Genomic DNA, 19,362 nt, shown 5'->3' with positions numbered 1-19,362 from the left:
GAACGTAGGCCCCGCCCGGCTGATGCGTCCAATACATGAATCGTGCAGAATCCATGCCATGACGCATGACAGCAGCTCACCGCCGCTGCGCCCGGCCGAGCTGGATCCGGAGTCGGCCGTGGTCCGCCTCACACCGCAGCTGGCGCAGTTCGCCGCGGTCGCGCGCTTGGAGCACGTCACCCAGGCCGCCCAACTGCTCGGGATGCCGCAGCCGACGCTCTCCCGGTCAGTGGCCCGCCTGGAGGCCGAACTCGGTGTGGACCTGCTGGCCCGTCAGGGCCGGACGGTACGGCTGACCCGCGCCGGCCGACTGCTGCTCGCCTCGGTGGAGCGGGCGCTCGCCGAACTGGAACGCGGCGCCGAGGCGGCCCGGGCGGAGGCCGACCCGGCGGCGGGCCGGGTGGCCTTCGGCTTCCTCCACACCATGGGGACGGAGGCGGTGCCCGCACTGCTGCGGGACTTCCGCTCCACCCACCCGCGGGTCCGCTTCCAGCTGGTGCAGGACTACGTGGCGGCGATGCTGGAACGGCTGCGGGCCGGCGAGCTCGACCTGTGCCTGGTCTCGCCGCTGCCGGACGCACCCGACCTCACCGCCCGCCACCTGGACGAACAGCGGCTGCCGCTGGCCGTCCCGGCCGACCACCGGCTCGCCGGGCGGCGCCGGATCCGGCTGGCGGAGGTCGCCGAGGAGCCGTTCGTCGCCGTCGAGGAGGGGTACGGGCTGCGGCTGATCACCGACGGCTTCTGCGCGGAGGCCGGCTTCGCGCCGCGGATCGCCTTCGAGGGCGAGGAGGCCGAGACGCTGCGCGGGCTGGTCGCGGCCGGGCTGGGCGTGGCCCTGCTGCCGCCGGCGCTGGTGCCGCGGCCGGGCGTGGTGGAGCTGGAGGTGACGGCACCGCGGACCCGCCGGGCGATCGGCCTGGCCTGGGTGTCGGGGCGGCCGCTCACTCCGCCGGCCGCCGCCTTCCGAGACTTCGTGCTGTCCCGCAAGGGCGCGCTGCTGGGGCGGCACTAGGACGTGTCCTCAAGGGCGAAGGGCGACACATGGGGGCGCGTGGGGGCACCTCCCGGCCGAAGGCCGGGCGTGAACTGCGCGATTCGGATGCGGCCCCCATCGGATCAGGGGTGAGCCGGATCGGTCAGGAACACCAGTCCCGGGCTGCGCAGTTCCCCGCGCCCCTGAACCGACCTCCCGAGTGCCCTGTGAAGACGACTCCTGCAGGGGTGCTGTCGGGCGTCCGTCAGGTCAGGACCGTGTCGAGGCGGGCGAGGACGCCGGGCCAGCCCTTGCCCATGCCGTCGAGGGCGGTGCGGCCCATCGGGGAGTCCAGATCGAAGCCGGCGTGTTCGAGGAAGAGCCGGGTGCCGTGGCCCTCGGGGACGAGCCGCCAGGTGACGGTGGTGTCGAGGCTGCCCTCGGCGAAGGTGTAGCGCAGCAGCCGCTCCTCCTCGACGGCGGTGACCTCGCAGGGCTGGCTGCCCCACGGGCCCATGTCCAGGCCGAAGCGGTGCCCGACCACCGGCCGGACGTCGCCGGCCGCCCACCAGCGGGCGTGCAGCTCGGGGTCGGTGAGGGCGCGCCAGACCGCGGCCGGCGGATGCGGCAGGTAGCGGTCGCAGTGGATCGTGTCGGAGTCGGTCACGGTCTCTCCTCGTCGAGCAGGTCGCTGAGGGCGCGCAGACGGTCGCGCCAGTAGTGTTCGAACGGATGCAGCCAGTCCCCGACCTCGGCGAGCGGGGCCGCGTCGAGGTGGTACCAGCGCTGCCGGCCGCGGGGTTCCTCGCGGACGAGACCGGCCTGCCGCAGCAGCTGCAGGTGCTCGGAGACGGCCGGCCGGCTGAGGTCGAAGAGGCCCGCCAGGTCGTTGACCGGGCGCGGGCCCTCCAGCAGGGCTGCGAGCAGGGCGCGCCGCACCGGGTTGGCGAGCGCTCCGAAGACGTCCGTTGCCATGCCCGGACCATACGTCGGGATTTTCCGACACGTCAAGCGTCGGAAAATTCCGACATGGCGACACGCGCGGCGATCCGAGTAGGAATCTACGCGCGTAGGAGCTACACTCCCGCAATGGAGAAGCAGATCCCTGCCACCGCGGGCACCACTGGCCCCCGCATTCCCGCCGCCGATCAGATCGCCCGTGCTCCCAAGGTGCTCCTGCACGACCACCTGGACGGCGGCCTGCGCCCCGAGACGGTCGTCGAGCTCGCCGCCGCGTGCGGGTACGAGGGTCTCCCCACCACCGACCCGGTCAAGCTCGGCGAGTGGTTCCGCGAGGCCGCAGACTCCGGCTCGCTGGTCCGCTACCTGGAGACCTTCGCCCACACCTGCGCGGTGATGCAGACCCGCGAGGCGCTGATCAAGGTCGCCGCCGACTGCGCCGAGGACCTCGCCGCCGACGGCGTCGTCTACGCCGAGGTCCGGTACGCCCCCGAGCAGCACCTGGAGGCCGGGCTCACCCTCGACCAGGTCGTCGAGGCCGTCAACGAGGGCTTCCGGCTCGGCGAGGCGAACGCCCGCGCTGCCGGCCGCCGCATCCGGGTCGGCACCCTGCTGACCGCGATGCGCCACGCCGCGCGCTCCACCGAGATCGCCGAGCTGGCCAACCGCCACCGCGACCAGGGCGTGGTCGGCTTCGACATCGCCGGCGCCGAGGCGGGCCACCCGCCCACCCGGCACCAGGCCGCCTTCGACTACCTCAAGGGCGAGAACAACCACTTCACCATCCACGCGGGCGAGGCCTTCGGCCTGCCGTCGATCTGGGAGGCCCTGCAGTGCTGCGGCGCCGACCGGCTCGGCCACGGCGTCCGCATCGTCGACGACATCACCGTCGGCGAGGACGGCTCGGTGCAGCTCGGCCGGCTCGCCGCGTACGTGCGCGACAAGCGCGTCCCGCTGGAGATGTGCCCCACCTCCAACCTGCAGACCGGTGCCGCCGCCTCCTATGCCGAGCACCCGATCGGCCTGCTGAGCCGGCTGAAGTTCCGCGTCACCGTCAACACCGACAACCGCCTGATGAGCGGCACCAGCATGAGCCGCGAGTTCGAGCACCTGGTCGAGGCCTTCGGCTACACCCTGGGCGACATGGAGTGGTTCAGCGTCAACGCCATGAAGTCGGCGTTCCTGCCCTTCGACGAGCGGCTCGCCATGATCAACGACGTGATCAAGCCGGGCTACGCCGAGCTCAAGGCGGAGTGGCTGTTCGCCGGCGCCTGAGCCGGCAGGCCGGACGCGTCCGGAACTCCGGTCGGGGCGGGGCCGTCGCCGGGGCCCCGCCCCGACCGGTTGTCTGACTAATCAGTCCTGTGAGTGACGCTCCGTTGATCCGCATTCCATGTTCTCACTACGGTGTGCCAGTCACTGCTGACCCGGTGTGACGACGGGCGCTCCCCGGGGCGGCCGTACCACGGGCACCGACGAGGAACCGAGGACCAACGCATGAAGCAGGCAACTCTGAAGGCCGCAGGCACCGCCGCTCTGGGCGTCGCGATCGCCGCCGTGGCCGCAGGCAGTGCCTCCGCGGCCGCCCCCGGCGGGCTCGGGCTGCCGACCAGCGCGCTGACCAACCCCGGGCTGACCAGCGCGGTGCCCGGTGCCGTGCAGAAGGTTCCCGGCGGCAACGAGGTCACCCAGGCCGTCGGCACCCTCAACCCGGAGGTCGGCGGCAAGCTGACCCCCGCCGCCCCGGCCGCCCCGGCAGAGGCCCCCGCTGCGGAGGCACCGGCCGCCGACGCCGCTCCGGCCGCGCCCGAGGCCGCCGCGGACCGTGCCCTCCCGCCCGTCCCGGGCGCCCAGGGCCTGGAGAAGACCCCGGTCGGCGGCGTGCTCGGCACGGTCAGCGGCCTGGGTGCTGGCCCCGGCGGTGCCCTGCCCGGCATCGGCGGCTGACACCGCCCGCGGGCCGGACGGACTGCACGCCCGGCACGGCGAAGGGCCGCCCCCGCACTGCGGGGGCGGCCCTTCGCCGTGCCTCACGGCTCCTGCGGGAGGATCAGCCAGAGCGCCAGGTAGATCAGGAACTGCGGGCCGGGCAGCAGGCAGGAGAGCAGGAAGATGATCCGCACGGTCCACGGGGCGAGGCCGAAGCGCTTGGCCAGCCCGGCGCAGACGCCGGCGATGACGCGGTTGTGGCGGGGGCGGGCGAGCGTGCTCATGGGGTGACTCCCGGGTCGCGGGCCCGGTCCGGTCCGTCCGGCGGGCATGTGTCCATCGTGCTCGGACGGGCCGCCGGAAACGTCAGCCCCGATAGTGATCCACGCCCCTGACCTCTCACCGGGGCGGCGGAGGTCCCTCTCAGGGTCGACCTCAGGGCCGCCCCCGAGAGGCACAGCCGGCCGGGGCGCCAGCGGGCCTGCGGAGGAGGCCTGTGCGGGCCCGGGAGTCACCGCGCGTTGCCGGGCCGCGGATGGTGCCGACGGCAAGTCCGTGGCGCGGGGCCGCTGTTGCCGACGCGGGGCAGGGCGTCGAGTCCGTCCGGACGGGCCCGCCGAGAAGACGCCTGCACGCCCGGAAGTCACCGCGCACGGCCGTGCCGGCCGGGCGCTACCGGACGGTGGGGCTGCCCGGGGCGGTGAGGCGGCCCAGGGGGGCGGCGGAGGCGAGTTCGTAGGTGCGGTGGTGCGGCACCGCGGCGGCGCCGGCGGTGCGGCGCCGGCGGGCCCGCAGCCGGAGCAGGGCACGGGCGGCCGGGACCATCAGCAGATGGCAGACGGCCGCGCCGGCCGTGCCGAGGATGATGTCGTCGACGTTCAGCACGTGGCCCGGGGTCCAGCTCTTCAGGATCTCCAGCCCGGTCGCCAGCAGGGCGGCCCCGCCGACCGTGCGCAGGAAGGACGGCAGCACGGGCGTCCGCAGCCGGCCGACCGCGATCGGCAGCAGCACCCCGAACGGGGCCAGCGGCAGGATGCCGGCCGCGAGCTGCCGGGCCCCCGCGTAGCCGCCGAGGGCGAGCGCCCGGTCGACGGAGGCCAGCGGGGTCAGGTTGGCCGGGTAGGTCCAGTTCACCGCGTTGGGCCGCAGCACCAGCCAGGCGAGCAGCACCGCGTAGCCGGCCAGCAGGAGCCGTGCGGTCGTCCGCAGCAAGCGGCACGCCTCCGGCGGCGGGGTCCGATCGGTCGGCTCGGCGTCCTCGATCGTGTCGTCCCCGGTCACTGCGCCGGTGCGGGTGGTGGTGCCATGTCGGTGCACAACCGGGTGGACGCGGTCCCGGCCGTGGACGGTTCCACCGCCCCGCCCCGGGCGGGTCAGGGGCAGTGCGAGGCCGAAGCGCTCGGCGTCGGGGTGATGCTGAACAGCGGCGTCGGGGTCTTCGCCGCGACGGACGGCCACCCGGTCGGGGCCGGCGAGGCGGCCGTCGGCGTCACCGCCCGCGGCACCTGCACCGGGCTCGGGCAGGCCGTGCGGCTGGCGGGCGCCCCGGCGTCGACCGGTACCGCCGTCGGCCGGATGCCGCAGCCGGCCGCGGCCCCGGCCAGCAGGACCAGTGCCGCCGCCCTCCGTACCGCGCTCACTGTGCGTCCTCCAGACTGGGCGGGGTGTGCGGCAGGGTCAGGGTGAAGACCGCCCCGCTCTCCCCGTTGGCGGCCGTGATGGTGCCGCCGTGGATCTGTGCGTTGGCCATCGCGATGGACAGCCCGAGGCCGCTGCCCTCGGAGCGGGCCCGCCCCTTGTCGGCCTTGTAGAAGCGGTCGAAGACGTGCGGCAGCACCTCTTCGGGGATGCCCGGCCCGCTGTCGCGGACCTCGACGACCACGTCGTCGCCCTCCTGCCGGACGGCCACCCGGACGGGCGAGCCGCCGTGCTTGAGGGCGTTGCCGATCAGGTTCGCGAAGACGACGTCCAGGCGGCGCGGGTCGGCCATCAGCCGGATGCCGCGCGGCGCGTCCACCTCGACGGCGTCGTACCAGGCCCGGCCGTCGATGCAGGACATGATCAGGTCGGCTATGTCCACCTCGTCGGCGACCAGCTTGGCGGTGCCGGCGTCGAAGCGGGTCACCTCCATGAGGTTCTCCACCAGGTCTGACAGCCGCCGCGTCTCGCTGACCACCAGCCGCACCGCGGGCTCGATCATCGGGTCCAGCGAGTCCGCCTCGTCCTCCAGGATGTCGGTGACGGCGGTCATCGCGGTGAGCGGGGTGCGCAGTTCGTGCGACATGTCGGCCACGAAGCGGCGGCTCTGCGCCTCGCGGGCGCTCAACTCCTCGACCTGGTGCGAGAGCGACTCCGCGGTCCGGTTGAACGTCCGGGCGAGGTCCGCGAGTTCGTCGCCGCCCTCGACCTCCAGCCGGGTGTCCAGCTTGCCCTCGCCGAGCCGCCGGGCGGCCTCGCCGAGCCGGCGCACCGGCCGCAGCACGGTCGAGGAGGCGGCCTGCGCCAGCAGCGCCGAGCCGATCAGCGCCAGCAGCGTGGCGATCGCCAACGACCAGCCCAGCGTGTTGAGATCGGCCCGCTCGTCCTCCAGCGACTTGAACATGTACGCCGTCGGACCGGTGGGCACCACCCTCGTGCCGCCGACCAGGAACGGCCGGTTCCCCAGGTTCACCCGCTGCCAGTACAGGTGGTACGGGTACGGGTTGCCCGCCCCCACCTCGCGCTCGGCGGCCACCGCCCGCTGCAGCGACTGCGGCACGTCGTGCAGGGTGAACCGCGACGGGTCGGTGGAGACCGCGCACTCGGGCTTCGCCGGGTCGGTCACCACCACGTCGTAGTTGAGCCCGGACGAGGCCACCTGCTGTGCCAGGTAGGCGAGTTCGGGGCAGGTGGAGTCCACCGGCAGGTCGGAGACGTTCCGGGTCAGCGAGACCCGGAAGTCGTTCAGTGCCGTGTCCTGGGCGCGCTTGAGGACGGCGTCGCGGTTCAGCCAGTAGGCGATGCCGGACGCCGACACCGCGGTGATCAGCGCGACCGCGGCGAACACCGCGATCAGGCGGACCCGGAGCGAGCGCAGCCGCCGCCAGGGACGGCGGCGGCGCGGCGGGGTATGGGCGTCAGTCAACAGGTCTCACAGACGGGAACGGGAACAGGCGGGCGGCCGCGGCGGCCGACGGTCACTGCAGGGGCGGATCGAGCCGGTAGCCGACCCCGCGCACGGTGCGGATCAGCGTCGGCGCGGACGGCACGTCCTCGACCTTGGCCCGCAGCCGCTGCACGCAGGCGTCCACGAGCCGGGAGTCGCCCAGGTAGTCGTGCTCCCACACCAGCCGCAGCAACTGCTGCCGGGAGAGCGCCTGGCCGGGCCGGCGGCTCAGCTCCAGCAGCAGCCGGAGCTCGGTCGGGGTGAGCTGCAGGTCCAGCCCGTCCTTGGTGACGGTCATCGCCGAGCGGTCGATGACCAGGCTGCCGTAGGTGGAGGAGTCCGAACTCTCCCGTTCGCCACGGCGCAGCACGGCCCGGATCCGCGCGTCCAGGACGCGCGGCTGCACCGGCTTGACGACGTAGTCGTCGGCACCGGACTCCAGGCCCACCACCACGTCGATGTCGTCGGAGCGCGCGGTGAGCAGGATGATCGGCAGCTGGTCGGTCCGGCGGATGCGACGGCACACCTCGAAGCCGTCGATGCCGGGCAGCATGACGTCCAGGACGATGAGGTCCGGACGCTGCTCCTTGAACAGCTTCAGGCCGTCCTCGCCGGAGGACGCGGCGGCCACACGGTGGCCCTGGCGGGTGAGGGCGAGTTCGAGGCCTGTCCGGATGGCGTCGTCGTCCTCGATCAGAAGCAGGAAAGGCACGGGCTCATTCTGGCCCACCCACGGCCACAGATCACCCACCCGGGTGGTTGCTGAACGGTCGCGGGAACCGGAGGCGCCGGTTCGGGCGTCCGGGCGGATGTGACAGCAGTGCGCCCGGACGCCCCGGGCGCTGTGACAGCCCTGTGACAGTCGGCGGACACCGCCATGACGACGGGCGGGCAGGATTTTCCTTGTCGCCGGGAACGACCGGGTGAGAACCGGAGGGAACGGCGACGGGGAACCGCACGTACCGACCATGGGGGCGCACGATGAACGCAACGCTTCTGACCCGCAACGCGGCCGTCCGCGCAGCGCGTTCGACCGCCAACCCGCGGACCAGGTACGAGGTGCGGACCGACGAGGCTTCCGGTGCCGTGATCGTACGGGGGTGCGCACACCGCACCGGAGCCCACCGCCCCAGCGGCGGCGGGCACGTGGGGGAGCTGTATGGGATCGGCCACAGGGGGAGTGCGGCCGACAGCAGCTCGACCATGACGCTCCGGGGGATCCTCCCGGTGGGTCAGGGTCGGGCCATCCCGACGGGGGAAGGCCTGCGCGGCACCGGCTCGGGGGAGCCGGACGCCCGCCAGGCCGCAGGCACCACACTGCTGCGGCTCACCCCCGCGGCAGCAGGTGCCGAGGACGGTCGACAGGGAGGCGCGCAGGGGGAGTGCTCGACCGAGGCGGCGGACCGCATCGCAGAGTTCACCGCGTACGTGCGCGAGCGCCGCGCCTCCCTGTACGCCACCGCGTACCACCTCACCGGTGACCGCTACGAGGCCGAGGACCTGCTGCAGAGCGCGCTCTTCAGCACCTACCGCGCCTGGGACCGGATCACCGACAAGGCCGCGGTCGGGGGCTACCTCCGCCGCACCATGACCAACCTGCACATCTCCGCCTGGCGGCGCCGCAAGGTCAACGAGTACCCGACCGAGGAGCTGCCGGAGACGGCCGGCGACACCGACGCGATGGGCGGCACCGAGCTGCGCGCCGTGCTCTGGCAGGCGCTGGCCAAGCTGCCGGAGAACCAGCGCACCATGCTGGTGCTCCGCTACTACGAGGGCCGTACCGACCCGGAGATCGCCGACATCCTCGGCATCAGCGTCGGCACCGTCAAGAGCAGCATCTGGCGCGCGCTGCGCCGGCTGCGCGACGACGAGCAGCTCAACCGGACGGGCGACACCGCGCACGCCTTCGGCGAGCTGGTCGCCTGACCGCGGCCACCACAGGACTCCCGTCGGGGGACGGGTGAAGGGGACGCGGAAGCGCGACGGCCTACTCGGGGGAGTGGCCGCCAACGGGGGAAGCCCGCGGACCCGCAACAGCAGGAGCCCGGTGCCGGGGAGAGGCACCGGGCTCCTGTGCGTCGTCGTACGGGAGGGCGCGTGAGCGGTCCGGGGGCCGTGCGGGCCGCCCGGGGCCCTCGGGGCCGTGGCTCAGGCCGCGACGCGGACCGGTCGGGCGTCCGCCACCGCGCGCACCCGCCGCTCGGCCTCCGGGCCGGCGCAGGCGTGCGCGCCGAGGGCGGTCTGGCGGGACACGATGCCGCGCTCGGCACGCATCAGCCGCCAGCCGCGGCGCAGCAGGTAGGGCACCGACTTGCGGCCCTCGCGGACGTCCCGGCGGAAGCGCCGCCAGGCCGTGGTGGACGGGCGGTTGCGCAGGCACAGCGCGTCGCCGAGCAGCCCCTCCGCCCCGCAGCGGCCGACCAGCTCGGCGGCGAAGATCCCCTCCGCGACGAACGCGGCGGCGCCGTCGAGCGCGAACGGGCGCACCCCGACCCGGCCGTTGTCCGGGATCGAGTACACCGGGACGTCCGCGCGGCCGTCCTCGACCAGCGCCCGGATCACCGCCAGCGCCTGCTCGGCGTGCCAGGAGGCCGGCGAGTCCCAGTCCGTGCCGCCGTCGTCCGGCAGCTGCGGCAGCGTCGGGTCGTCGCCGTCCTTGTAGAAGTCGTCGAGCTGGAGCACGGGCAGGCCGGTGCGCTCGGCGAGGGAGGACTTCCCCGATCCGGAGGGTCCCGACAGCAGGATGACGCGGGCGCGCTGGGTCGGCGCCGGGTTCAGCGGGGTGTCACTCACGGGACACCAGTCTGACGCATCACCGGCGTTCACCGGTACCGCCGGGACGTCCCCGGGCCAATCTCACACGGACCGCCGGGCGGTGCGCCCGTCAGACCGTCCCGTCCACCGGGCCGCCCAGCGCGAGCCGGGTGGTCACCAGGTAGCGGCTGTGCACCTGGACGAACACCGCCGCGCCGCCGTCCGGCGGCAGGTAGCCGGTGGCCGGCCGGTCGGGGCCGAAGCGGTCCTCCGGCGCCGGGTCGCGGTGCTCACCGCCGAGCCCGAACTCCAGCCACGGGTGCCGGCGGGAGCCGAAGGCGGCGGTGGGCCGGCCCGGCGTGACCAGCAGGCTCCCGCTCTCGAACGCGGCCGGCCAGCCCGGGCGCTCCGAGCGCACCGAGCACGGGATGCGGGTCGGCAGCCCGGCCAGCAGCCGCCGGCGGGCCCGCCGTGCGCGCAGCGCCCGCAGCGGCCCGTCCCCGAACAGAACCGCCAGGTCGGCGGCCAACTCCCACATCGTTTCGTCCTTCCGGTCGTTCCTGCCCGGTTGGACTCGTGGAGGGGGTCGGCAGGTTGCCCGCCGACCGGCCGGAACCCGCAACGACGAAAGTGGGACCCGCACCCCCGGTCGGGAGGGTGCGGGTCCCACTTTCGTCGCGGCCCGGTGGTCAGATGCCCATCGGGTGCCAGACCGTCTTGGTCTCCAGGAAGGAGGTCAGCCGCTTGGTGCCCGGCGCCTCCGTCCAGTCCGCGGCGGCCGGGTCGGCGGCCGGCCGCAGGACGCGCTTGAGGGTCTCGGCGGCGGCGGCCTCCAGGGCGGCGGGCGAGCCCGGACCGTCCTGGTGCACCGCGCCGGTCAGGTCGAGACCGTTGACGTCCTGGTGGGACGCCAGCGTGGGGGCGATGTCGGCCGTGCGGCCGGACAGCACGTTGACCACACCGCCGGGCAGGTCGGAGGTGGCGAGCACCTCGCCCAGCGACAGCGCCGGCAGCGGCGCGTCGGCAGCGGCGGCGACCACGGCGGTGTTGCCGGTGGCGATCACCGGGGCGATCACCGACACCAGGCCGAGGAAGGAGAAGCCGTGGCCGGCCTGCGGCGCCAGCACACCGACCACGCCGCTCGGTTCGGGCGTCGACAGGTTGAAGTACGGCCCGGCGACCGGGTTGGCGTTGCCGGCGACCTGGGCGACCTTGTCCGTCCAGCCCGCGTACCAGACCCAGCGGTCGATCGCGGCGTCCACCAGCGAGGCGGCCTTCTTGACGCCCAGGCCCTCGGCGGCGGCCACCTCGACGGCGAACTGCTCGCGGCGGCCCTGCAGCATCTCGGCGACCCGGTACAGCACCTGGCCGCGGTTGTACGCGGTGGTGCCGGACCAGCCCTTGACCGCGGCGCGCGCGGCCACGACGGCGTCCCGGGTGTCCTTGCGGGTGCCGAGCGGGGCGTTGGCGAGCCACTGGCCCTTGGAGTCGGTCACCTCGTACACCCGCCCGCTCTCGGACCGCGGGAACTTCCCGCCGACGTACAGCTTGTAGGTCTTGAGGACGTCAAGACGCAGGGTCGTGTCAGACATCGAGGTAGGCCTCCAGACCGTGCCGGCCACCCTCGCGGCCGTAACCCGACTCCTTGTAGCCGCCGAACGGCGAGGCCGGGTCGAACTTGTTGAAGGTGTTGGCCCAGACCACACCGGCCTTGAGCCGGCTCGCCGTCCACAGGATGCGCGAGCCCTTCTCCGTCCAGATGCCGGCGGAGAGGCCGTACGGGGTGTTGTTGGCCTTCTCGACCGCCTCGGCGGGGGTGCGGAAGGTCAGCACCGACAGCACCGGGCCGAAGATCTCCTCGCGGGCGATCCGGTGGGCCTGCGAGACGCCGGTGAACAGGGTCGGGCGGAACCAGTAGCCGGCGCCCGGCAGGTCGCAGGAGGGCGACCAGCGCTCGGCGCCCTCGGCCTCGCCGGCGTCGGTCAGCTCGGTGATCCGGGCGAGCTGCGCCGAGGAGTTGATGGCGCCGATGTCGGTGTTCTTGTCCAGCGGGTCGCCGACCCGCAGGGTCGACATCCGGCGCTTCAGCGCCTCCAGGAACTCGTCCTGGACGGACTCCTGGACGAGCAGCCGGGAGCCGGCGCAGCAGACGTGGCCCTGGTTGAAGAAGATGCCGTTGACGATGCCCTCGACGGCCTGGTCGATCGGCGCGTCGTCGAAGACGATGTTCGCGGCCTTGCCGCCGAGCTCCAGCGAGAGCTTGGTGCGGGTGCCGGCGAGCTGGCGGGCGATCGAACGGCCGACCGGGGTGGAGCCGGTGAAGGCGACCTTGTCCACGTCCGGGTGGGCGGTCAGCGCGGCGCCGGTGCGGCCGTCGCCGGTGACGATGTTGACGACGCCCTTCGGCAGACCGGCCTGGCGGCAGATCTCGGCGAAGCGCAGCGCGGTCAGCGGGGTGGTCTCGGCCGGCTTGAGGACGACCGTGTTGCCGGTGGCCAGCGCCGGGGCGATCTTCCACGCCAGCATCATCAGCGGGAAGTTCCACGGGATGACCTGGGCGGCGACGCCGACCGGCTTCGGGTTGGGGCCGTAGCCCGCGTAGTCCAGCTTGTCCGCCCAGCCCGCGTAGTAGAAGAACCACGCGGCGACCATCGGCACGTCGAAGTCGCGGGTCTCACGGATCGGCTTGCCGTTGTCGATCGACTCCAGCACGGCCAGCTCGCGGGAGCGCTCCTGGACGATCCGGGCGATCCGGAACAGGTACTTGGCGCGCTCGCTGCCCGGCAGCGCCGACCAGTCGGTGAAGGCCTTGCGGGCGGCGGCGACCGCGCGGTCGACGTCCTCACCGGTGCCCTGCGCGAACTCCGCCAGCACCTGCTCGGTGGCCGGGTTGACGGTCTTCAGCGCCTCGCTGCCGGAGGAGTCGACGAACTCGCCGCCGATGAAGTGGCCGTACGAGGTCGCGATGTCGCCGGCCGCGGCCGGGGACTCCGGGGCGGGGGCGTAGGTGAACAGGCCGCCGCGGGGGGCCTGCGCCACGGGCGCGTCGGTCTTCTTGGTGTTCTTGGCCATCTGTCTCAGTCCACCGTCACGTAGTCAGGGCCGGAGTACCGTCCGGTGGTCAGCTTCTGGCGCTGCATCAGCAGGTCGTTGAGCAGGCTGGAGGCGCCGAAGCGGAACCAGTGCGGGGACAGCCAGTCGTCGCCCAGCGTCTCGTTGACCATCACCAGGTACTTCATCGCGTCCTTGGTGGTCTTGATACCGCCGGCCGGCTTCACGCCGATCTGCACGCCGGTCGCGGCGCGGAAGTCGCGGACCGCCTCCAGCATCAGCAGGGTCACCGGGGGAGTGGCGTTCACCGCGACCTTGCCGGTGGACGTCTTGATGAAGTCCGCGCCGGCGAGCATCGCCAGCCAGGAGGCGCGGCGGACGTTGTCGTACGTCTGCAGCTCGCCGGTCTCGAAGATCACCTTGAGGTGGGCGGAGGTGCCGTCGGGGCGGCGGCAGGCCTCCTTGACCGCGGTGATCTCGTTGAAGACGTCCAGGTAGCGGCCGGACAGGAAGGCGCCGCGGTCGATCACCATGTCGATCTCGTCGGCGCCGGCGGCGACCGCGTCCGCGGTGTCGGCGAGCTTCACCGGCAGGGCCGCGCGGCCGGCCGGGAAGGCGGTGGCCACCGAGGCGACCTGGATGTCGGTGCCACGCAGGGCGTCCTTGGCGGTGGCGACCATGTCCGGATAGACGCAGATCGCCGCGACCCGCGGGGTCGTCGGGTCGGACGGGTCGGGGTTCCGGCCCTTGATGCAGAGCGAGCGCACCTTGCCGACCGTGTCCGCGCCTTCCAGCGTGGTCAGGTCGATCATCGAGATCGCCAGGTCGATGGCGTACGCCTTCGCCGTGGTCTTGATCGAACGGGTGCCGAGGGTGGCGGCGCGAGCCTCCAGGCCGACCTGGTCGACGCCGGGCAGGCCGTGCAGGAAGCGGCGGAGCGAGGCCTCGGACGACGCGACGTCCGAGAGGCCGCTGCCCGCAGCGCCGGGGGCGTGGGCTGCAAGAGTGGACATAGTCACCAGACCAGCATATCTACGCGCGTAGCGATCCGCTAGGGAGGGTCGGTTTTCGATGCCGGACCGAGATGTGGTGCCCGCCCGCCCGCCGGAGCGGCCGGCAGGCGGGAAGAATGCCCTGGTGACTTCCGCTGCCGAACATCCCGCACCCCGCAAGAGGACCGGCCGGCGCCCCGGCGGCGCGGACACCCGGCGGACGGTGCTGGAGGCCGCCCGGGCCGAGTTCGCCGCCCTCGGCTACCAGAAGGCGAGCATGCGGGCGATCGCCCGCGCCGCCGGTGTGGACGCCGCCCTGCTGCACCACTACTTCGGCAGCAAGGACCGGCTCTTCCTGGCCGCCCTGGAGTTCCCCGTCGACCCTCGGCTGATCGTCGACCGGGTGCTGGCCGGCGAGCGCGCCGAGGTCGGGGACCGGGTCGCCCGGTTCGTCCTCTCGCTGTGGGAGCAGCCGACCGTCCGCGACCGGCTGCTCGCCGTCCTGCGGACGGCCGCCGCCTCCGAGGAGGTCGCCGGGCTGATGCGCGGCTTCATGGTCACCGAGGTGGTGTCCCGGGTCGCCGCCGGCCTCGACGTGCCGCAGCCGGAACTGCGGGTCGAGCTGGTGATGTCGCAGATCCTGGGACTGGCCATGGCCCGCTACGTGATCGCCGTCGAACCGCTGGCCTCGGCCCCGGCCGAAGAGGTGCTGCCGCTGCTGGCCCGCGCGGTGCAGGGGTACCTCGTCGAGGCCTGAGAGGTCCGCTCTTTCTACTGCTCCAGGAGGCCGAGGGCGGTGGCGAAGGCGGTGAAGGTGGGGGCGGCGATCCGCCAGGTGTACTCGCGGGGGTTCGTCCAGATGTCGCTGCCCACCACCCGCGGGTCGGCCGGGTCGGTGCGGTAGTCGAGGGCGAGCGCGGTGTCGTCCCCGGCGGTGCGGGCGACCGCGATGAGCACGGCCCGCTCCGCGTCCAGCCACGGCAGCTCCACCGGCTCGTCGGCGGTACTGCCGCGGGCCTGCCGGAAGAGCGGGCCCAGCTCCTCGTCCGAGAGGTCGTCGAGCGAGGCGGACTGGCGTCGCACCGCCGCCACGTCGGGCAGGAACTCCACCGGGTCGGCGAACCAGGGCAGGGCCTCGGCGAGGGCCGCGTCGCCCGGGTGCCGCCAGCGCCCGTCGGCGATCAGGTCGAGCAGCAGCTGCGGCAGCGGCAGGCCCCGGACGGTGCCGGGGCCCTCCCGGTCGGCCCCGGTCGGTACGTCGGTACCGGTCGGCAGGTCGGTGTCGGCGGCGGGCGGGGCGGGGGCGTCCGATGCGGTCACGCGCCCACCCTGCTGGTCGGCGGGCCCGTTGTCCATGGCCGGGGCGGCTCCGGGTCGCCCCCCGGTCGTCCCCGGTCCTCCCCACGACACCGTGCGAGGTCTCTTGACGGCCAGGGTCCGGAACGCAAAACTCATCGCATGATGAATTCTGAGGCGGGGCCCGGCCCCGCGATCCGGACCACCGGCCTGACCGTGGTCCGCGGCGGCCGCCCCGTCCTGCACGGCCTCGACCTGGAGATCCCGCGCGGATCGGTGACCGGACTGCTCGGCCCCAGCGGCTGCGGCAAGACCACCCTGCTGCGGTCGGTCGTCGGCGTGCAGCGCACCGCCGGCGGCACCGTCGAGGTGCTCGGCCGCCCGGCCGGCGACGCCGCCCTGCGCCACCGCGTCGGCTACGTCACCCAGGCACCCTCCGTCTACGCCGACCTCACCGTCACCGAGAACCTCGACTACTTCGCCGCCGTCCTCGGCACACCCAAGGGCGACCCGACCCGGGTGATCCGCCAGGTCGGCCTCACCGGCCACGAGAACGACCCCGCCGGCCGGCTCTCCGGCGGCCAGCGCGCCCGCGTCTCGCTCGCCGCCGCCCTGCTCGGCACGCCCGAACTCCTCGTCCTCGACGAGCCCACCGTCGGCCTCGACCCGGTACTCCGCCAGGACCTCTGGCAGCTCTTCCGCGGCCTCGCCGAGGACGGCGCCACCCTGCTGGTCTCCAGCCACGTCATGGACGAGGCGACCCGCTGCGACCGCCTGCTGCTGATGCGCGACGGCCGCCTGCTCGCCCACGACACCCCGGCCGCCCTGCTCGCCGCCACGGGGGCCGCCGACATCGACAGCGCCTTCCTCCGCCTGGTCGAGGACACCCCCCGCACCGCCGACACCGTGGAGACCGGCCGATGAACACCCGGCGCACCCTCGCCACCGCCCGCCGCGTCCTCGCCCAGCTGCGCCACGACCCGCGGACCCTCGCGATGCTGCTCGTCGTCCCCTGCGTCCTGCTGACCCTGCTGCGCTACATGTACGACGGGCAGCCGACCACCTTCGACCGGATCGGACCGGCCCTGCTCGGGGTCTTCCCACTGCTGGTGATGTTCCTGGTCACCTCGGTCGCCATGCTGCGCGAGCGCACCTCCGGCACGCTGGAGCGGCTGCTCACCATGCCGCTCGGCAAGCTGGACCTGCTGCTCGGCTACGCGCTCGCGTTCGGCCTGGTCGCCCTCGTCCAGGCGGCCCTCGCTTCCGCGCTGACCATCGGCCTGCTCGGCCTCGACGTCGCCGGGCCCACCTGGCTGCTGTTCGCCGTCGCGGTCGGCGACGGCCTGCTCGGCATGGCGCTCGGCCTGCTGGTCTCCGCGTTCGCCGCCACCGAGTTCCAGGCCGTGCAGTTCCTGCCCGCCGTCCTGCTGCCGCAGTTCCTGCTCTGCGGACTGTTCGTGCCCCGCGAGCAGATGGCGGACGTGCTGCGCTGGGCCTCCGACGTGATGCCGCTCTCGTACGCGGTCGACGCGATGAGCCGGCTCACCGTGCACAGCGGCGTCGGCAGCGAGGTGGTCACGGACCTCGCGGTCATCGCGGGCTGCGCCCTGCTCGCCCTCGGCCTCGGCGCGGCCACGCTCCGCCGCCGCACCCCCTGACCCCGCGGAGCGGACCCACCCCGCGCCGCCGGACCGGCCCCGGTCCGGCGGCGCCCGGCGTGACCCGCAGGAATCCCGCGGCCGGGGTCCCTGGGGCGGACGGGTCCCATGCGGCAGAATCGTCCCCATGACCGAATCCGACGGCACGCCCCACCCGGGCCCCGCCGCCCCCGAGGAGCCGCAGTACGCCGACCGCGTCTACCGCTCCGGCCCGGGCATCATCTCCGGTGTCCTGCTGCTCGCCGTCGCCGCCTGGCTGATCGGCGACGCCGTGATCTCCGGCACCGGCCGCACGCCCTGGGTGGCGCTCGCCGCCGCGCCGGTCTTCGTCTTCCCGGTGATCGCCTACACGCTCCGCCCCGCGGTGTACGCCAACGAGCGCCGGCTGCTCGTCCGCAACCCGCTGCGCAGCGTCCACGCGCCGTGGTCGCAGGTGGAGGGGCTGCGGTCGGGGTACTCGGTCGAGCTGTTCGCCGGCGGCCACAAGTACCAGATCTGGGCGGTGCCGGTGTCGATCCGCCAGCGCAAGGCGGCGAGCCGCCGGGCGATGCGGGCCGCCAAGGACGGCACCCCGTCGGCGCCGCTGCGGCCGGGCCAGAACGACCCGACCCGGGCCTGGTCCGACCAGGTGGTGGGGAACCTGCAGGAGCTGGCCGAGCGGTGCGCCGGCCGGCCCGAGGCCGAGGGCGAGGTGACCGTCAGCTGGTGCTGGTGGGTGATCGTGCCGACCGTGGCCGGCCTGGTCGCGCTGGTCACCCTGATCGCCGCGGGCTGACCCCGCACACGTACGCACGGGCCCCCGCCGACCGAGGTCGGCGGGGGCCCGTGCGCGTGGCACCGCCCGGCGGACGAAGCGGGGTGTCCGCCGGGCGGTGCCGGGCCGTCAGGCGCCGATGCCTGCGGCAGCCGCGAGGTCCCGCTTGATGCCGTCGAGCAGGGCGGCGGCCCGCCCGCGGGCGTCGGCCAGCCCGGCCGCGTCGGCGACCGGGAGGACGACCTCCAGGTAGCACTTGAGCTTGGGCTCCGTGCCGGACGGCCGGACGACGATCCGCGCCGAGCGGACGCCCTCACCGGCCAGGTAGTACCGCAGGCCGTCGGTGGCCGGCAGGTCGGCGGAGCCGGCCGTGAGGTCGTCGGCCCGGGTGACCTGCAGCCCGGCCAGCACGGTCGGCGGCCGCTCGCGCAGCCGGTGCATCGCCTCGGCGATCAGCGCGAGGTCGTCGACCCGGGCGGAGAGCTGGTCGGTGGCGTGCAGGCCGTGCTCCAGCGCCAGGTCGTCCAGCAGGTCGGCGAGGGTGCGGCCGGCCCGCTTGAGGGTGGCGGCGAGCTCGGCGACCAGCAGGGCGGCGGTGATGCCGTCCTTGTCGCGCACGCCCTCGGGGTCGACGCTGTAGCCGAGCGCCTCCTCGTAGCCGTACCGCAGGCCCTCGGCGCGGGAGATCCACTTGAAGCCGGTGAGCGTCTCGGTGTAGCCGAGGCCCGCCGCGGCGGCGATCCGGCCGAGCAGGGTGGAGGAGACGATGGTGGTGGCGAAGGTGCCGCCGACCCGTTTGGCGACCAGGGCCGAGCCGAGCAGCGCGCCGACGTCGTCGCCGCGCAGCATCCGCCAGCCGCCGTTGTCCGGGACGGCCACCGCGCAGCGGTCGGCGTCCGGGTCGTTGGCGATGACGATGTCCGGGCCGGCGGCGGCGGCCGTCCGGAAGGACAGGTCCATCGCGCCGGGCTCCTCCGGGTTGGGGAAGGCCACGGTCGGGAAGTCGGGGTCGGGCTCGGCCTGCTCGGCGACCACGGTGGGCGCCGGGAAGCCGGCCTTCTCGAAGGCGGCGAGCAGGACGTCCCGGCCGACGCCGTGCAGCGGCGTGTAGACCACGTCCAGCTCACGCGCGCCGGCCGGGTCCAGCACGGTGACCGCGCGGTCCAGGTAGGCCTCGACGACGTCGTCGCCCAGCACCTCCCAGCCCTTCTCGGCGAGCGGGACGTCGGCGAGGGCGCCGATCGCGTCGATCTCGGCGGCGATCCCGGCGTCCGCGGGCGGGACGATCTGCGAGCCGTCGCCCATGTAGACCTTGTAGCCGTTGTCCTGCGGCGGGTTGTGGCTGGCCGTCACCGTCACGCCGGCCGCGGCGCCGAGGTGGCGGATCGCGAAGGCGAGCACCGGGGTGGGCAGCGGCCGCGGCAGCAGCGCGGCGCGCAGGCCGGCGCCGACCACGGCGGCGGCGGTGGCCAGGGCGAAGTCGTAGGACTTGTGCCGGGCGTCGTACCCGATCACCACCAGGTCGCCGAGCTCCGGGTTCTTGCGCACGTACGCGGCGAGGCCGGCGGCGGCGCGGATCACCACGGCGCGGTTCATCCGCATCGGGCCGGCGCCGAGTTCGCCGCGCAGGCCCGCGGTGCCGAACTGGAGGCGGCCGGCGAAGCGCTCGGCCAGCCGGGACCAGGCGATCCGCTCCCCGGACTCCGCGTCGGGGCCCTCCGCGGCGACGAGCAGCTCGGTGAGCTCCGTGCGGGTCTGCGGGTCGGGATCCTCGGCGAGCCATGCGCGGGCCCGGGCGAGGAGGTCGGTGGTGGGTGCCTGCGCCATGCTGCGAGCTCCAAACGAGG

Annotated in this window: 22 protein-coding genes; 9 read left to right on the top strand and 13 right to left on the bottom strand. The window is 74.1% G+C overall.

What is annotated here, in order from left to right:
• The first annotated feature begins 58 nt into the window (after nucleotides 1–58).
• The gene (locus tag IE98_RS0102325) at nucleotides 59–1,015 is read left to right on the top strand and encodes a LysR family transcriptional regulator (protein ID WP_030263177.1); all 957 of its coding nucleotides are present in this window, start codon (nucleotides 59–61) and stop codon (nucleotides 1,013–1,015) included.
• Between the two features lie 226 nt (nucleotides 1,016–1,241).
• Here the strand turns inward: IE98_RS0102325 and IE98_RS0102320 are convergent, their stop codons facing one another.
• Together IE98_RS0102320 and IE98_RS0102315 are read right to left on the bottom strand one after the other, a co-directional pair.
• Nucleotides 1,242–1,643 carry an SRPBCC family protein gene (locus tag IE98_RS0102320; RefSeq protein ID WP_030263174.1) on the bottom strand — a complete coding sequence of 134 codons (402 nt, stop codon included), beginning with the start codon at nucleotides 1,641–1,643 and terminating at the stop codon, nucleotides 1,242–1,244.
• Nucleotides 1,640–1,951, bottom strand: a complete 312-nt coding sequence (locus tag IE98_RS0102315; protein WP_030263172.1) for an ArsR/SmtB family transcription factor — start codon at nucleotides 1,949–1,951, stop codon at nucleotides 1,640–1,642. Before IE98_RS0102315 ends, IE98_RS0102320 begins: the two co-directional genes overlap by 4 nt.
• 114 nt (nucleotides 1,952–2,065) lie before the next feature.
• Here IE98_RS0102315 and IE98_RS0102310 point away from each other — a divergent pair, with 114 nt between their 5' ends.
• Both IE98_RS0102310 and IE98_RS0102305 read left to right on the top strand, forming a co-directional pair.
• Nucleotides 2,066–3,211, top strand: a complete 1,146-nt coding sequence (locus tag IE98_RS0102310) for an adenosine deaminase (protein ID WP_052390036.1) — start codon at nucleotides 2,066–2,068, stop codon at nucleotides 3,209–3,211.
• 222 nt (nucleotides 3,212–3,433) lie between these two features.
• Nucleotides 3,434–3,883 carry a hypothetical protein gene (locus IE98_RS0102305; protein ID WP_030263167.1) on the top strand — a complete coding sequence of 150 codons (450 nt, stop codon included), beginning with the start codon at nucleotides 3,434–3,436 and terminating at the stop codon, nucleotides 3,881–3,883.
• 83 nt (nucleotides 3,884–3,966) lie between these two features.
• Here IE98_RS0102305 and IE98_RS0102300 read toward each other — a convergent pair whose 3' ends face one another.
• Nucleotides 3,967–4,149, bottom strand: coding sequence for a PspC domain-containing protein (locus IE98_RS0102300; protein ID WP_030263165.1), 183 nt, complete (start codon nucleotides 4,147–4,149; stop codon nucleotides 3,967–3,969).
• 388 nt (nucleotides 4,150–4,537) lie between these two features.
• Nucleotides 4,538–5,146, bottom strand: coding sequence for a VanZ family protein (locus tag IE98_RS0102295; protein ID WP_159400810.1), 609 nt, complete (start codon nucleotides 5,144–5,146; stop codon nucleotides 4,538–4,540).
• Between the two features lie 24 nt (nucleotides 5,147–5,170).
• On the opposite strand from IE98_RS0102295, the gene IE98_RS48855 reads away from it, so the two are divergent.
• Nucleotides 5,171–5,551: a hypothetical protein gene (locus tag IE98_RS48855; RefSeq protein ID WP_159400809.1), complete on the top strand. Its 381-nt coding sequence runs from the start codon at nucleotides 5,171–5,173 to the stop codon at nucleotides 5,549–5,551.
• On the opposite strand, the gene IE98_RS0102285 is transcribed toward IE98_RS48855, so the two are convergent.
• Both IE98_RS0102285 and IE98_RS0102280 read right to left on the bottom strand, forming a co-directional pair.
• Nucleotides 5,502–6,989, bottom strand: a complete 1,488-nt coding sequence (locus IE98_RS0102285) for a sensor histidine kinase (RefSeq protein WP_030263158.1) — start codon at nucleotides 6,987–6,989, stop codon at nucleotides 5,502–5,504. The two genes, IE98_RS48855 and IE98_RS0102285, sit on opposite strands and share 50 nt — an antisense overlap.
• A gap of 52 nt (nucleotides 6,990–7,041) precedes the next feature.
• Nucleotides 7,042–7,722, bottom strand: a complete 681-nt coding sequence (locus IE98_RS0102280; RefSeq protein WP_030263155.1) for a response regulator transcription factor — start codon at nucleotides 7,720–7,722, stop codon at nucleotides 7,042–7,044.
• Nucleotides 7,723–8,213: 491 nt separating this feature from the next.
• Here IE98_RS0102280 and IE98_RS0102275 point away from each other — a divergent pair, with 491 nt between their 5' ends.
• Nucleotides 8,214–8,936, top strand: a complete 723-nt coding sequence (locus tag IE98_RS0102275; protein WP_420706154.1) for a SigE family RNA polymerase sigma factor — start codon at nucleotides 8,214–8,216, stop codon at nucleotides 8,934–8,936.
• Nucleotides 8,937–9,158: 222 nt separating this feature from the next.
• On the opposite strand, the gene IE98_RS0102270 is transcribed toward IE98_RS0102275, so the two are convergent.
• The 5 genes from IE98_RS0102270 to deoC form a co-directional block, all read right to left on the bottom strand.
• Nucleotides 9,159–9,803, bottom strand: coding sequence for an ATP-binding protein (locus IE98_RS0102270; RefSeq protein ID WP_199922857.1), 645 nt, complete (start codon nucleotides 9,801–9,803; stop codon nucleotides 9,159–9,161).
• Nucleotides 9,804–9,894: 91 nt separating this feature from the next.
• The gene (locus IE98_RS0102265; protein WP_030263148.1) at nucleotides 9,895–10,302 is read right to left on the bottom strand and encodes a hypothetical protein; all 408 of its coding nucleotides are present in this window, start codon (nucleotides 10,300–10,302) and stop codon (nucleotides 9,895–9,897) included.
• Nucleotides 10,303–10,453: 151 nt separating this feature from the next.
• Nucleotides 10,454–11,356, bottom strand: coding sequence for an aldehyde dehydrogenase family protein (locus tag IE98_RS0102260; RefSeq protein WP_030263146.1), 903 nt, complete (start codon nucleotides 11,354–11,356; stop codon nucleotides 10,454–10,456).
• Nucleotides 11,349–12,836 carry an aldehyde dehydrogenase family protein gene (locus tag IE98_RS0102255; RefSeq protein WP_052390034.1) on the bottom strand — a complete coding sequence of 496 codons (1,488 nt, stop codon included), beginning with the start codon at nucleotides 12,834–12,836 and terminating at the stop codon, nucleotides 11,349–11,351. The genes IE98_RS0102260 and IE98_RS0102255 overlap by 8 nt, the downstream gene beginning before the upstream one ends.
• Nucleotides 12,837–12,841: 5 nt before the next feature.
• Complete coding sequence (gene deoC / locus IE98_RS0102250) at nucleotides 12,842–13,834, bottom strand: deoxyribose-phosphate aldolase (RefSeq protein ID WP_043173286.1); 993 nt, start codon at nucleotides 13,832–13,834, stop codon at nucleotides 12,842–12,844.
• A gap of 118 nt (nucleotides 13,835–13,952) precedes the next feature.
• Here deoC and IE98_RS0102245 point away from each other — a divergent pair, with 118 nt between their 5' ends.
• Entirely contained in the window at nucleotides 13,953–14,564 is a 612-nt protein-coding gene (locus IE98_RS0102245) for a TetR family transcriptional regulator (protein WP_030263139.1), read from the top strand.
• Between the two features lie 14 nt (nucleotides 14,565–14,578).
• Here the strand turns inward: IE98_RS0102245 and IE98_RS0102240 are convergent, their stop codons facing one another.
• Nucleotides 14,579–15,127, bottom strand: coding sequence for a hypothetical protein (locus tag IE98_RS0102240; RefSeq protein WP_199922856.1), 549 nt, complete (start codon nucleotides 15,125–15,127; stop codon nucleotides 14,579–14,581).
• Between the two features lie 138 nt (nucleotides 15,128–15,265).
• Here IE98_RS0102240 and IE98_RS0102235 point away from each other — a divergent pair, with 138 nt between their 5' ends.
• The 3 genes from IE98_RS0102235 to IE98_RS0102225 all read left to right on the top strand — a co-directional run bounded on the left by IE98_RS0102235 (nucleotide 15,266) and on the right by IE98_RS0102225 (nucleotide 17,536).
• A complete protein-coding gene (locus IE98_RS0102235; protein WP_030263135.1) occupies nucleotides 15,266–16,027 on the top strand; it encodes an ABC transporter ATP-binding protein in 762 nt (253 codons plus the stop codon).
• Nucleotides 16,024–16,761: an ABC transporter permease gene (locus tag IE98_RS0102230; protein ID WP_030263132.1), complete on the top strand. Its 738-nt coding sequence runs from the start codon at nucleotides 16,024–16,026 to the stop codon at nucleotides 16,759–16,761. The genes IE98_RS0102235 and IE98_RS0102230 overlap by 4 nt, the downstream gene beginning before the upstream one ends.
• Before the next feature lie 127 nt (nucleotides 16,762–16,888).
• Nucleotides 16,889–17,536 carry a PH domain-containing protein gene (locus IE98_RS0102225; RefSeq protein ID WP_030263129.1) on the top strand — a complete coding sequence of 216 codons (648 nt, stop codon included), beginning with the start codon at nucleotides 16,889–16,891 and terminating at the stop codon, nucleotides 17,534–17,536.
• Between the two features lie 108 nt (nucleotides 17,537–17,644).
• Here the strand turns inward: IE98_RS0102225 and IE98_RS0102220 are convergent, their stop codons facing one another.
• Nucleotides 17,645–19,342, bottom strand: a complete 1,698-nt coding sequence (locus tag IE98_RS0102220) for a phospho-sugar mutase (RefSeq protein WP_030263126.1) — start codon at nucleotides 19,340–19,342, stop codon at nucleotides 17,645–17,647.
• Between the last annotated feature and the right edge of the window lie 20 nt (nucleotides 19,343–19,362).

The organism is Streptomyces sp. NRRL B-24484 (assembly GCF_000717715.1).
Classification (GTDB): Bacteria; Actinomycetota; Actinomycetes; order Streptomycetales; family Streptomycetaceae; genus Kitasatospora.
Note: the sequence above shows the minus strand (reverse complement) of the source record. Positions and strands in the feature narration are given on the sequence as shown.

Excerpts from the sequence above, each read along its gene's own strand:
- IE98_RS0102325 (WP_030263177.1), top strand. The coding sequence starts at position 59 with ATGACGCATGACAGCAGCTCACCGCCGCTGCGCCCGGCCGAGCTGGAT.
- IE98_RS0102260 (WP_030263146.1), bottom strand. The coding sequence starts at position 11,356 with ATGTCTGACACGACCCTGCGTCTTGACGTCCTCAAGACCTACAAGCTG.
- IE98_RS0102300 (WP_030263165.1), bottom strand. The coding sequence starts at position 4,149 with ATGAGCACGCTCGCCCGCCCCCGCCACAACCGCGTCATCGCCGGCGTC.
- IE98_RS0102225 (WP_030263129.1), top strand. The coding sequence starts at position 16,889 with ATGACCGAATCCGACGGCACGCCCCACCCGGGCCCCGCCGCCCCCGAG.
- IE98_RS0102315 (WP_030263172.1), bottom strand. The coding sequence starts at position 1,951 with ATGGCAACGGACGTCTTCGGAGCGCTCGCCAACCCGGTGCGGCGCGCC.
- IE98_RS0102310 (WP_052390036.1), top strand. The coding sequence starts at position 2,066 with ATGGAGAAGCAGATCCCTGCCACCGCGGGCACCACTGGCCCCCGCATT.
- IE98_RS0102230 (WP_030263132.1), top strand. The coding sequence starts at position 16,024 with ATGAACACCCGGCGCACCCTCGCCACCGCCCGCCGCGTCCTCGCCCAG.
- IE98_RS0102235 (WP_030263135.1), top strand. The coding sequence starts at position 15,266 with ATGATGAATTCTGAGGCGGGGCCCGGCCCCGCGATCCGGACCACCGGC.
- IE98_RS0102220 (WP_030263126.1), bottom strand. The coding sequence starts at position 19,342 with ATGGCGCAGGCACCCACCACCGACCTCCTCGCCCGGGCCCGCGCATGG.
- IE98_RS0102255 (WP_052390034.1), bottom strand. The coding sequence starts at position 12,836 with ATGGCCAAGAACACCAAGAAGACCGACGCGCCCGTGGCGCAGGCCCCC.
- IE98_RS0102305 (WP_030263167.1), top strand. The coding sequence starts at position 3,434 with ATGAAGCAGGCAACTCTGAAGGCCGCAGGCACCGCCGCTCTGGGCGTC.
- IE98_RS0102265 (WP_030263148.1), bottom strand. The coding sequence starts at position 10,302 with ATGTGGGAGTTGGCCGCCGACCTGGCGGTTCTGTTCGGGGACGGGCCG.
- IE98_RS0102275 (WP_420706154.1), top strand. The coding sequence starts at position 8,214 with ATGACGCTCCGGGGGATCCTCCCGGTGGGTCAGGGTCGGGCCATCCCG.
- IE98_RS48855 (WP_159400809.1), top strand. The coding sequence starts at position 5,171 with ATGTCGGTGCACAACCGGGTGGACGCGGTCCCGGCCGTGGACGGTTCC.